We start from the raw sequence: 12,871 nt of genomic DNA on the forward strand, positions 1-12,871 counted from the left end.
ACCATGAACCTTAGAAATCAAGTGCTGGTCTGGATCGGCTTCTTCCTGGTGCTGATCCTGCTGTTGTGGGTTTTCCGCGGCATCCTGCTGCCCTTCGTGGTCGGTTCGGCGCTCGCCTACCTGCTCAATCCAATCGTAAACCAGCTGCAACGCTGGAAAATCGGTCGCGCCTGGGGCACTGCCCTCGTGCTGCTTGGTGTTGTCGCCATCGTTGTCAGCATTTTCGTCATGCTGCTGCCACTGGTGATACAGCAGGTGATCGGTCTTATTCAGCGTCTCCCTGGTTACGCTGCCGATCTGCAGGCACTCGCCCGCCGTTGGGCGCCGGAGCTCAACCAGTGGCTTGGCCCGGAGCGCGCCGCCCAGGTCGAACGCAGCGTGTCCGATCTTTTGGGGCAGATGGTGGGTCTGGTCGGCGTGGTCACCACCGAGATCGTCAATTCCAGTATCACCGTGATCAGCGTCATCGGTTTTGTCATCGTCACCCCGGTGGTCGCCTTCTATCTGCTGCTCGATTGGGACGGCATGGTACGTGGGCTGCATGGCTTGCTGCCACGTCGCCACAAGGCCGAAATCCTGGGTATTTTCCGCGATATCGACAGCTCCATGGCCGGTGTGATCCGCGGGCAGGGCGGTGTATTGTTGATCGACGCCGCCTACTATGCCACCGCGCTATCGCTGATCGGGCTCAATTTCGGCCTCGCGGTCGGTTTGATCGCCGGGCTTTTGAGCTTTATTCCCTTCGTGGGCTTCGGCTTCGGTTTTACGCTCTCGGTGGGCATCGCCATCGTGCAGTTTTGGCCGAACTGGTGGATGGTTGCCGCCGTGGCCGGCATTTTCCTGGTCTGGCAGTTCATCGAGGGCAACATCCTTTATCCCAAGCTGGTTGGGTCTTCGATCAACATCAATCCCGTCTGGCTGATGTTCGCCCTGTTGGCCTTTGGCACCTTGTTCGGCTTCCTTGGCTTGTTGCTGGCGGTGCCGCTGGCGGCCATTGGCGGGGTGCTGGTGCGCTATGGCGTGCGCAAGTACAAGGCCAGTTCGCTCTATCTGGGGCCGGGACGCGGGACGGGAACTAGCGATGTCACCCTTGACTAGCAGCGCCCGGCAACTGCCGCTCGACCTTGGTCATGAGCCATCGCATGGCGAGGATGATTTCCTGGTTGGCGAAGGTAATGCGCTGGCCTATGGCCGCATCACCACATGGCCAGATTGGTCCGATGCGACCACCGTCCTTCTCGGTCCCGCAGCCTCGGGAAAGTCGCACCTGGCCCGCATCTTTGCCGATCGCAGTCAGGCCATCGTCACCGGTCCGGAAACGCTGGGTCGTTTCGCAGGCGGCACCGGTGGCGAAAACCTGATCGTTGAAGATGTCGACCGAGCCGGTTTTGATGAGCACGACCTGTTCCATGTGCTCAACCAGGCCATGCGAGGGCAGCGCGCTTTGTTGCTCACGGCACGGGCCGAGCCACAGAATTGGCCATTCACGACCGCAGATGTGCTTTCGCGGATCCGCCGTGCGCCGATTTTTCGGCTGGAGAGCAGCGATGACATTGAGTTGTCACACATTTTCGTAAAACTGTTCGGTGATCGACAAATCAAGGTCGATCCGAAGGTTATCGGCTATCTTGTCGCGCGCATGGAGCGCAGCCAGCAAGAAGCCGCAATCCTGGTCGATCTGATGGACAGGCTGGCCCTTGCCAAAGGGTCGGCCATTACCCGCATAATAGCTGCGGAGGCACTGGCGCTCCGGCAGGAGGCCGAAACGCCCGGGCAGCTTCAGAATTTGGACCCGACAAGCCGATGAACGATATGAGCGAGATTGCCGAAGCCGAGGGTGCCGTTCCCGATGTCGAGGCGCTGCGCACCAGCCCGGCCCGCTTCGTCAATCGCGAGGTCAGTTGGCTCCAGTTCAACATGCGTGTTCTGGAAGAGGCCGGTAACGAAAATCACCCGCTCTTGGAGCGGCTGCGGTTTGTGTCGATTTCGGCCAACAATCTCGACGAGTTCTACATGGTGCGCGTCGCCGGCCTTAAGGGCCAGATTCGCGCCGGCTTGACCAAACAAAGTGCCGATGGCCTGTCGCCGGCCGAGCAACTCGATGAGATCGCTACCCTGGCGCAGCACCTGCAGCTCGAGCAGCAGGATCACTGGCAGAATCTGCGTGAGGAGCTGTTCGCGCAGAATGTGGTTATCCACGAGACCAATGACCTCAGCACCGAGCAGGTAGCCTATCTGCAAAAGCTGTTCCGTGAGGAAATCTTTCCGGTCCTGACGCCGATTGCGGTCGATCCCGCGCATCCGTTTCCGTTCATTCCCAATCTCGGATTGGCGCTCGCGTTCGAGCTCAAGCGACCGAACAGCGACCAGCCATTGACGGCCCTGGTGCGTATTCCGGGCAATCTCGACCGCTTCATCAATCTCCCCAGCGCATTGGCCTCGGAAGGACGCACGGAAGTCGTCACCATCGATACGCTGGTGAAACTCTTCTTCCACAAGATGTTCCCCAGCCACGAAGTGGTCGGGTCAGGCGCTTTCCGTATCATTCGCGACAGCGAGATCGAAATCGACGACGAGGCCGCCGACCTGGTGGTGGAGTTCGAAAGCGCCTTGCGTCAGCGTCGCCGCGGCCAGGTGATCCGCCTCGAAATCGAGCGGTCCATGCCGCGCGCGCTGAAACGCCAGATCGGCGAACAGCTGGGCGTCAAGGAAGCCGAAGTCTTCGAGGTCCAGGGTTTTCTCGGCCTCGCTGACGCGCGCAAGATTTGCGACGTCGACCGTGCAGATCTCAAGTTCCAGCCCTATCACGCGCGCTTCCCCGAGCGTATCCGCGATTACAATGGCGACAGTTTTGCCGCTATTCGCGCCAAGGACATCCTGGTGCACCATCCGTTCGAGAGCTTCGACGTGGTTGCCCAGTTCCTCATGCAGGCGGCGCGCGATCCCGATGTCGTGGCCATCAAGCAAACGCTCTATCGCACCTCCTCGGACAGCCCCATCGTCAAAGCGCTGATCATGGCCGCGGAGGCCGGCAAGTCTGTGACTTGCCTTGTGGAGCTTAAGGCGCGCTTCGATGAGGAAGCCAATATCCGCTGGGCCCGCGATCTGGAACGGGCAGGGGCGCAGGTTGTATTCGGCTTTATCGAGCTCAAGACCCATGCCAAACTCAGCCAGGTGGTCCGGCGCGAAAAGGGCAAGCTGGTGAGCTACTGCCATATCGGTACTGGCAATTATCACCCGATTACTGCCAAGATTTACACCGACCTCAGCTACTTTACCATCGATCCCTCGATCACCCGCGACGTGGCCCGCGTGTTCAATTTCATCACCGGCTATGCCCGCCCAACCGAGCTTGAGACCATTGCGGTGTCGCCGGTCAATTTGCGCGAAACGCTGTTGCAAAACATCGCGCGCGAGATCGAATTTGCGCGCACCGGTCAGCCGGCCTCGATTCTTTTGAAAATGAATTCCCTGGTCGATCCGCAGGTTATCGACGCGCTCTACGACGCAAGCCAGGCGGGAGTTAGGGTCGACCTGATCGTCCGCGGCATTTGCTGCCTGCGACCCGGAATTCCTGGTTTTTCCGACAATATTCGCGTGAAATCCATCGTCGGCCGCTTCCTGGAACATAGCCGCATCTATTGTTTCGGCAATGGTGAGGCCATGCCGTCCACCCGTGCCATGGTCTATATCTCGTCGGCCGATATCATGGGGCGCAACCTTGATGGACGCGTCGAGGTGATGGTGCCCATCCTCAACAAGACGGTGCACAAGCAGATTTTGGATCAAATCCTGGTTGCCTATCTCCGGGACAATCAGCAGAGTTGGGAAGTGCTGCCGGATGGTAGCTCCCACCGTGTGCGGCTGAGCGAGGGCGAGGAGCCTTTCAACGCCCACAACTACTTCATGACCAATCCCTCGCTCTCGGGACGCGGCAGCGCTGGGGCTCGTGAGGGAGAAGAGGCCTGAATTTGACTCAGTTCTGGGGCGTTGACGCCGATCCAACTGCGCAGGGACGTCTCAAGGGCGCGCGCCCTGTTGCGGTACTCGACATCGGATCCAACTCCGTCCGTCTGGTTGTCTACGAGCGTCATGCGCGCTCTCTGACGCCGCTTTACAATGAGAAGTCCGCTTGTGCGCTCGGGCGAGGCATCGCCCAGAGCGGGCGGCTGGCCGAAGCCAATATGGAAAAGGCCCTTGAGGCGATGAAGCGCTTTGCGCTCGTCGCGCGCATGATGCGCGTCGGCAAGATCCACGTTCTCGCCACCTCTGCCGTTCGTGACGCCGCCAACCGCGCCCAGTTCGTCTCCGCGGTCGAGGCCATTATGGAAACCCGGGTGAGGGTGCTCACCGGCGAGGAAGAGGCGCATTTCGCCGCTCTCGGCGTCGTCGCCGGTATCCCCGGTTTTGAAGGTATTGTCGGCGACCTGGGCGGCGGCAGCCTCGAATTGTCCTCCGTGTCTCATGGTGCCGATACCAATGGCCAGTCCTACGAGCTGGGTGTCATTCGCCTCCAGGACGATGGCGATGGTTCGCCGGTCAAGGCGGTCAACATCGTCCGCAAGCGTCTCGCCGATTCCCTGGTCAGTGCTGCCGAACCCGGGGGCCAGTTCGTGGCCATCGGGGGCACCTGGCGCTCCCTTGCCAAGCTGCACCAGGCCAAACGGCAGTACCCGCTTCACATGGTTCAGGACTATGTGGTCGGCGCAGCCGACATGATCGCATTCTGCGACGAGATTGTCGCCGCCGACTCGCTGAAATCCTATCCCGGCGCGTCCAGTGTCAGCAGTTCGCGCCGCGACCTCGTGCCATTCGGTGCGGCGGCGATGGCCGAATTGCTCCGCATCGGGCGTTTCGCCAGTGTTGTGTTCTCGGCACTGGGTGTGCGCGAGGGCTATCTCTACGGCCTGCTCAGCCCCCAGGAAAAGGCGGTCGATCCGTTGATCCAGGGTGCGGAGGAATTATCCATTCTGCGCTCGCGCTCCCCGGCGCACGCCAATGATCTCATAGAGTTTACCAGCCAATATATGGCTATAGCAGGCATAACCGAGACACAGGATGAGCAGCGGCTGCGGGTTGTTTCCAGCCTTCTCGCCGACATTGGCTGGCGCTCGCACCCCGACTATCGCGGCCCGCAGAGCGTCGACGCCGTCGCTTATGGATCGCTGACCGGCGTCGATCATCCCGGTCGCTCTTTCCTCGCCCAGGCCCTGGCCATTCGTTATGACGGGCTCAAGAGCAAGGCGGCGCAAACACTTGTCGGATTGGGCAGTGAGCATCTCACGGCCCGGGCGCGCCTGCTTGGCACCCTGTTCCGCGTCGCCTATCCGATGACCGCGGCTATGCCCGGCATTCTGGCTCGGACCCGTTTCGGCATCGATGGCAACACCCTGGTGCTGCATCTGCCCACCGATCTTGCCTTCCTCAATGGCGACCATTTGCGGAACCGGCTACGCCAGTTCGCCGATTGCGCCGGCCACGCCGACGCCAAGGTTCAGGTCGGATAGAGGCCTCTACTCGGCCGGTTCTTCGCGCTGCACCGCAATTTCGATAACGCCGTTGCGCGTGGCGACGAGCCCGATACGGCCATGCTTGATGGCCAGGGCCTTATCGCCGAACAGCTTGCGCCGCCAGCCCTTGAGCGCCGGCACATCGGCGTCGTCGTCCAGGACCAGCGCGTCGATTTCGTCTGAAGTCGCGATGATTCGCGCCGCCACGCCCTGCTGCTCGGCCACAGCCTTGAGCAATACCCGCACCAGGTCTCCGACCGCGCCCTTGGGCGACGGGCCACGATAGCGTTCCGGCATCGCCGGAAGCTCTGATTTCGGCAGCGCCTCGACATCCTTGAGCAAAGAGATGATATCGGCGGCGGCACTTGAGCGTCCGAAACCGCGCGGCACGGCACGTAGTTTTTCGAAAGCCTCGGCGCTCAAAGGCCGCTGCATCGCAAGCTCATACAGCACGTCATCCTTGAGAATGCGGCTGCGCGGCTGGTCGGTTTCCTGCGCCTTGCGCTCGCGCCACTCGGCCAACACCTTGAGGGCCGCCAGTTCGCGGGCGCGGTTGAATTTCATCTTCAACCGTTCCCAGGCCTGTTCGGGTTGCACCACATAGGTGTCGATGCTGCGCAATGTGGTCAACTCGTCTTCGACCCAGTCCCAACGGCGGGTGCGATCCACCTGCTGGCGCAGTTCGCGGTAGATGTCGCGCAGATAGGTGACGTCAGCGAGCGCATAAAGACGCTGCTTCTCGCTCAGCGGCCGGGCCGACCAGTCGGTGAAGCGCGAGGACTTGTCGAGATCGACCTTGCAGATCGCCCGCACGAGGCTGTCATAAGAGGCGCTGTCGCCAAAACCGCAGACGCTGGCCGCGATCTGGGTGTCGAAGATATTGTGCGGCACCGAACCCGTCAGCTTGACGAAAATTTCGATATCCTGCCTCGCGGCATGAAAAACCTTGGTCACCGACGGATTGGCCAGCAAGGCGAAAAACGGCGCCAGCTTGATATCGGGCGCCAGCGGATCGATCAGCACCGCCTCGTCATTGGTCGCCACCTGAATGAGGCAGAGGCGGGGCCAATAGGTAGTCTCGCGCAAAAACTCGGTATCGACCGTTACAAAGTCATATTGGGCAGCGCGCTCACAAAAAGCGGCGAGCGCGTCTGTGGAAACAATCAGGTCCATCCGGGCTACCGTCTTAAAATAGTCAACATTCTCCCTAGCAGGTCATTGGCCTTAGCTCCACCATCGATTTCCGTGTTTGGGGGGCTAAGTGCCTTCGGAACCGCGCAATTCGGCCGCCGCTTGACAAGTGGGGGCGGCCATGCGCTTTTCCCGCGCAAGATTCAGGTCTTTTTCCCAAGCATTCCGAGCAGAAATCATGAGCACACATCGTTACCGCACGCATACCTGTGGCGCACTCACGGCGACCGATGCTGGCAATAATGTGCGCCTCTCCGGCTGGGTCCATCGTGTCCGTGACCACGGCGGGCTTCTGTTCATCGACCTGCGCGACAATTACGGCCTGACCCAGTGCGTCGTCGACCCCGATTCCCCGGCTTTCTCGGCCGTTGAAAAGGTGCGCTCCGAATGGGTCGTGCGCATCGATGGCGAGGTCAAGCTGCGCGATGCCTCGGCCGTGAACCCGAACCTGCCCACCGGCGAAATCGAAATCTTCATCCGCGAGATCGAAACGCTCTCGGTGGCCAAGGAGCTGCCGCTGCCCGTATTCGGCGATCAGGAGTATCCTGAGGACGTGCGCCTGCGCTATCGCTTCCTCGACCTGCGCCGCGAAAAGCTGCACGCTAACATCCTCAAGCGCACCAAGATCATTTCGGCCATGCGTGCCGGCATGGGCGATGCTGGCTTCACCGAATTCTCCACCCCGATCCTGACGGCCTCGTCGCCGGAAGGCGCGCGCGATTTCCTGGTGCCCAGCCGTATCCATCCCGGCAAGTTCTTCGCGCTGCCCCAGGCGCCCCAGCAGTATAAGCAACTGCTGATGGTGGCTGGGTTTGACCGCTACTTCCAGGTCGCACCCTGTTTCCGCGATGAAGACCCGCGTGCCGATCGCCTGCCGGGCGAATTCTACCAGCTCGACCTTGAAATGAGCTTTGTGACTCAGGAAGACGTCTGGAACACAGTCCAGCCGGTGATCACCTCGGTGTTCGAGAAGTTCGCCGATGGCAAGCGCGTCACCAAGGACTGGCCACGCATTCCTTACGACACCGCGATCCGCAAATACGGCTCGGACAAGCCGGACCTGCGCAATCCCATCGAGATCCAGGGTGTTACCGAACACTTCGCTGGTTCCGGCTTCAAGGTCTTCGCCAACCAGATCGAGGCCGATCCCAAGGTCGAAGTCTGGGCGATCCCGGCCAAGAACAAGGCTGGTGCCGAGCCGATCGGCCGCGCCTTCTGTGATCGCATGAATGGCTGGGCTCAGGGCGAAGGCCAGCCCGGTCTTGGCTATATCTTCTTCAAGGACGGCGCCGGCTCCGGTCCGATCGCGAAGAATATCGGCGAAGAGCGCACTGCGGCTCTCAAGGCCCAGCTTGGCCTCGATGATGGTGACGCCGTGTTCTTCGTCGCCGGTCGTCCGGACAAGTTCTACAAGTTCGCCGGCGAAGCCCGCACCAAGGTTGGTACCGACCTCGGCGTCATCGATACCGAACAGTATGCACTGTGCTGGATCGTAGATTTCCCATTCTACGAATGGAGCGAGGAAGAAAAGCGCATCGACTTCGCGCACAATCCCTTCTCGATGCCGCAGGGTGGTTTTGAGGCTCTCAACTCCGCCGATCCCCTGTCGCTTAAGGCATATCAGTACGACGCGGTCTGCAATGGCTATGAGATCGCCTCCGGCTCGATCCGTAACCAGGAGCCCGAGACCATGGTCAAGGCTTTCGAGTTGACGGGCAAGTCGCGCCAGGAAGTCGAAGAGCAGTTCGGCGGCCTTTACCGTGCCTTCCAGTATGGCGCTCCGCCCCATGGTGGCGCTGCCTTCGGTATCGACCGCATTGTCATGCTGCTCTGCGGTGTCGCCAATCTGCGCGAAATCACCGCTTTCCCGATGAACCAGCAGGCCGAAGATCTGCTGATGGGTGCTCCCAGCCCCGCCGACAACAAGCAACTGCGCGAGTTGAGCATTCGCCTGAACGTGCAGAGCTGATCTCTGGGCGAGGGTGGCTGTGGTCACTCTCGCCCTTATCTCCGCCGTCTTGGTTAACCGCCTGTTAGGGCGCCGTTAAACGCTTCATTGCTATTGCTGAATTCGTCATTCCGACGAGGCGGATTCGCAGCGTGAAGTCCAACATTATCCATGTGCTGATGCTGGTGGGCGCAATTCTTGCGTTCGTGCCCATCCTGGCCGTGGACTATTTCCTGGACGGCTATGCGCTTTATCGCGAACGCGCCGTAGTCCAGCGTCATGTCGACGAAATCGCCGCCACTATAGATGCTAATGCCCTCGAGGGGGCCGATGTGTTGCGCAAGGTGGTGTCGGCTGTGCCGTCTCTATGCACCCCGACCTTTGTCGCTGCCGCGCAGGATGCAATCGAATCCAGCCTCAATGTCAGGCAGATCCTGGTCGAAAATCTCGACGGCGTACAATATTGCGATGCCTTTGGCCGTAATGTCCGCAATTCGCCGCTCACCCAGGCCTTGCCGGTGCCTGGCCTGGCGGACACTATCTCCATTGTCCAGTTGGGCGATCTCTCGACGCCAGCGATCAAGGTCACCCAGAATTTCGGTGAAATGCGGCGCATCTCGGCCTTCGTTCCGCTGCTTGTGCAGCCCGAGGCGGCCCTGCTCAGCACCATGCAAGATGGCGCCATGGTCCGTATTTCGCTCACCAATGGTCTGTCCATGGTGGCATTGGGGGACACCGATGGCTTTGATGCGCGCACCAGCAGCTCGGCCTATGTCGGCGCCCAAGGCTATGCCGGGCAGTTTCCGATCAAGGTCGAATATGCCGTCCCCTTTGCCTTGGTCAGGGCGAACTATGCCGATCTGGACATTATCTTCACGATCCTTGCCGGTATCGGCAGCTCGATGTTCCTGCTTTATAGCCTGGCCTATGTCCGTCGCTCCCGCGTGCCAGCCTTCGGTCTCGAGCGCGCCATAGGCCGCAACGAAATCAAGCCTTACTACCAGCCGGTAATCAACCTCCGCACCGGCGAACTGGTCGGGTGCGAAGTGCTGTGCCGCTGGGAAAAGCGCAATGGGCAAACCGTGCCGCCCGGCGCCTTCATCGACTATGCCGAGGCGACCGGTCTTGCTATTCCAATGACCCTGTCGCTGATGCAGCAGGTTAAGAACGACCTCAGCGAATTGTGCAAGACGCTGCCCGACATGAAGATCGCCATCAACTTGTTCGAGGGCCACTTCCGCGACTCGGGGATTGTCGAGGATGTGCAGGCGATTTTCACCAATTCGCCCATTGGCTTCCATCAATTGGTGTTTGAAATCACCGAGCGCCGCCCGCTCGGCAATTCTGCTGCCACCACCAGCGTCATTTCTGGCCTGCATGCCCTCGGCTCGCGCCTCGCCATGGACGATGTGGGAACCGGCCATTCCAATCTGGCCTATCTGGCAACTCTGGGTGTCGACATCATCAAGATCGACCGTATCTTCGTCGATATGATCAAGCCGGGAACGACCCAGGTGCCCGTGCTCGACGGCCTCATCGCCATGGGCAAGGACCTGGATTGCGAAATCGTCGCCGAAGGCGTCGAAACCGAAGAGCAAGCGCTTTATCTGCGCGCCCACGGCGTCCTGCACGCCCAGGGATATATCTTTGCCCCCGCATTGAAGGTCGGCCCGTTCAAGGAGCTGGCTCTCGCCCTCAACTCAGCAAGCTTTGGTGATGAAGCGCCGGTTGAATTGGTCAGCAACGCTGCCTGATTTGTGCCGCAACTGACTGCCAGAGGCCTTGCGGGGCACCGGCATAGCCTTCGCCCCTTTTCATTCGGCGCGTTTGGTGGCACCAACGCGGCCAGAAAGCCAGCGGAGGGAAAGCGTGTCTACCGACATCACTGAACAACGAAAAGCACTGCGCGAGGCCGCCCTGCATTTCCACGAGTTTCCCAAGCCGGGCAAACTCGAAATCCAGCCGCTGAAGCCCCTCGGTAACCAGCGCGATCTGGCGCTGGCCTATTCCCCCGGTGTTGCTGCACCCTGCGAAGAAATTGCCGAGAACCCGGATGCGGTCGCGCGCTACACTTCGCGCCAGAATCTGGTTGCGGTGATATCGAACGGCACCGCCGTGCTCGGCCTGGGCAATATCGGCGCGCTGGCCAGTAAGCCGGTGATGGAAGGCAAGGCCGTTCTGTTCAAGAAATTCGCCGGTATCGACGTCTTCGACCTGGAAGTCGATGAAATCGACCCGCAAAAATTCATCAATGCGGTGACGCCCCTTTGGCCCACATTCGGCGGCATCAACCTTGAGGACATTCGCGCGCCGGATTGCTTTGAGATTGAAGAAGCGCTGCGCGAGCGCATGCCGATTCCTGTCTTTCATGACGATCAGCACGGCACCGCCATTATCGTCGGCGCCGCAGTGCTGAATGGGTTGGAACTCTCTGGCAAGAAGATCGACGAGGTCAAGATTTGCGCCTCGGGGGCAGGGGCCGCCGCCATTGCCTGCCTTAACGTCCTGGTGGCGCTCGGCGCCAAATATGAAAATATCTGGGTTGCCGACAAGGATGGCCTGGTCACCCACAAGCGGAACGACGTCAATGACAAGTGGCGCGGCCAGTTCCGCCGCACCAGTGAGGCCACGACCTTGGCCGAGGTCATCGATGGTGCCGACGTTTTCCTCGGGCTTTCAGCCGCTGGCGCGCTGAAGCCGGAAATGCTTGCCAAAATGGCGCCGAAGCCGCTGATCCTGGCGCTTGCCAACCCCAATCCGGAAATCATGCCGGAACTGGCCAAGGAAACCCGTGCCGACGCGATCGTCTGCACCGGACGCTCGGATTATCCCAACCAGGTCAACAACGTCCTCTGCTTCCCCTTCATTTTCCGCGGCGCGCTCGACGTCCACGCGACCACCATCAATGAAGAGATGAAGCTGGCAGCCGTGCGCGCCATCGCCAAGCTGGCGCATGAGCCTGGCCTGGAAGTCTCGCCTTCCGGCGCACCCGCCGTTTTCGGTCCCGAGCACGTCATTCCCAATCCGTTCGACCAGCGCCTGATGCTGCGCATCGCCCCCGCCGTGGCCCGTGCTGCCATGGAAAGTGGCGTCGCCAAGAGGCCGATCGAGAATTGGGAGGCCTATTACGACAGCCTCAACCGCTTCGTGTTCCGTTCCGGCCTGGTCATGAAGCCGATGATCGACCGGGCTCAGGGGCAGGGCAAGCGCATCGCCTTTGCCGATGGCGAAGACGAACGCGTGCTGCGCGCTGCTCAGGTGCTGCTGGAAGAGCGCATTGCCCGTCCGATCCTCATCGGCCGCCCGGCCGTTATCGAGGCGCGCATCGAGCGCTTCGGCCTCAGCATCAAGCCGGGCGTCGACTTCGAGGTGATCAACCCCGAAGACGATCCGCGCTATCGCGACTATGTCAGCCTCTTCCACGCGCTGGTGGGCCGCAATGGCGTCACCCCCGACACCGCCCGCACCATCGTGCGCACCAATACCACCGTGATCGCTGCCTTGGCGGTAAAGCGTGGTGAAGCCGATGGCATGATCTGCGGCCTGCAGGGGCGCTACATCAAGCACGTTCGCGATGTACGTTCGATTATCGGTCTGCAGGATGGCATCAAGGACGTTTCGGCGCTTTCCATGCTGATCCTGCCGCGCGGCGCCTTCTTCCTCACCGACACCTATGTCAACCAGAACCCCAGCGCCGACGAGCTGGTTTCTATCGCCCTGCAGGCGCGCGACCATCTCAAGCTGTTCAACATCGAGGCGCGCGCCGCCTTGCTGAGCTATTCCAACTTCGGTTCGCGTGACGGCGACAGCGCCTTCAAGATGCGTGAGGTCTATGCCAAGCTCCAGGCCGTGGCCCCCGACTTGATCGTCGAAGGCGAAATGCAGGGCGATCTGGCCCTCAACCCGGCGCTGCGCGAGCGCTACGTGCCGGAAACCGTTCTCAAGGGCGAAGCCAACCTGCTGATTTTCCCCGATCTCGATGCGGCGAACCTCTCCATGACACTGCTCAAGGAAATGAACAACGCGCTCGCCGTCGGCCCCATCCTGATGGGCACCAAGGCGCCGGCGCACATTCTGGCGCCCTCGGTCACCAGCCGCGGCATCGTCAATATGGCGGCGATCGCCGCCAACGAGGCCGTAGCCACCCAGTCCTGAGCGGGAACCGGCTGATCACGATACACGCGAAGGCGGGCCTTGGCGCCCGCCTTCAACTCCATATTAA

8 protein-coding genes are annotated in these 12,871 nt (G+C 60.8%); 7 read left to right on the forward strand and 1 reads right to left on the reverse strand.

All coding sequences use genetic code 11. The annotated features are described in order from the left end of the window. The first annotated feature begins 3 nt into the window (after nucleotides 1-3). Genes BGO80_RS19075 through BGO80_RS19090 form a run of 4 tightly spaced genes read left to right on the forward strand, consistent with a single transcriptional unit; the run spans nucleotide 4 to nucleotide 5,507 of the window. Nucleotides 4-1,098 carry an AI-2E family transporter gene (locus tag BGO80_RS19075; protein WP_126151537.1) on the forward strand — a complete coding sequence of 365 codons (1,095 nt, stop codon included), beginning with the start codon at nucleotides 4-6 and terminating at the stop codon, nucleotides 1,096-1,098. Next, nucleotides 1,082-1,807 (forward strand): P-loop NTPase family protein, encoded by a 726-nt coding sequence (locus tag BGO80_RS19080; RefSeq protein WP_286722953.1) that lies wholly within the window; start codon nucleotides 1,082-1,084, stop codon nucleotides 1,805-1,807. Before BGO80_RS19075 ends, BGO80_RS19080 begins: the two co-directional genes overlap by 17 nt. Further along, the gene (locus tag BGO80_RS19085; protein ID WP_126151535.1) at nucleotides 1,804-3,969 is read left to right on the forward strand and encodes an RNA degradosome polyphosphate kinase; all 2,166 of its coding nucleotides are present in this window, start codon (nucleotides 1,804-1,806) and stop codon (nucleotides 3,967-3,969) included. Before BGO80_RS19080 ends, BGO80_RS19085 begins: the two co-directional genes overlap by 4 nt. 2 nt (nucleotides 3,970-3,971) lie before the next feature. Beyond that, nucleotides 3,972-5,507, forward strand: a complete 1,536-nt coding sequence (locus BGO80_RS19090; RefSeq protein ID WP_286722954.1) for a Ppx/GppA phosphatase family protein — start codon at nucleotides 3,972-3,974, stop codon at nucleotides 5,505-5,507. A gap of 6 nt (nucleotides 5,508-5,513) precedes the next feature. On the opposite strand, the gene rnd is transcribed toward BGO80_RS19090, so the two are convergent. Then, a complete protein-coding gene (gene rnd / locus BGO80_RS19095; protein ID WP_286722955.1) occupies nucleotides 5,514-6,683 on the reverse strand; it encodes a ribonuclease D in 1,170 nt (389 codons plus the stop codon). 196 nt (nucleotides 6,684-6,879) lie between these two features. On the opposite strand from rnd, the gene aspS reads away from it, so the two are divergent. The 3 genes from aspS (at nucleotide 6,880) to BGO80_RS19110 (ending at nucleotide 12,804) form a co-directional block, all read left to right on the forward strand. After that, nucleotides 6,880-8,670 (forward strand): aspartate--tRNA ligase, encoded by a 1,791-nt coding sequence (gene aspS / locus BGO80_RS19100; protein WP_126151532.1) that lies wholly within the window; start codon nucleotides 6,880-6,882, stop codon nucleotides 8,668-8,670. Between the two features lie 131 nt (nucleotides 8,671-8,801). Continuing rightward, a complete protein-coding gene (locus BGO80_RS19105; protein WP_286722956.1) occupies nucleotides 8,802-10,403 on the forward strand; it encodes an EAL domain-containing protein in 1,602 nt (533 codons plus the stop codon). A gap of 115 nt (nucleotides 10,404-10,518) precedes the next feature. After that, a complete protein-coding gene (locus tag BGO80_RS19110; RefSeq protein WP_286722957.1) occupies nucleotides 10,519-12,804 on the forward strand; it encodes an NADP-dependent malic enzyme in 2,286 nt (761 codons plus the stop codon). The last annotated feature ends 67 nt before the right edge of the window (nucleotides 12,805-12,871 follow it).

Origin of the sequence: Devosia sp. 63-57 (genome assembly GCF_001899045.1) — a bacterium.
Lineage (GTDB): Bacteria > Pseudomonadota > Alphaproteobacteria > Rhizobiales > Devosiaceae > Devosia > Devosia equisanguinis.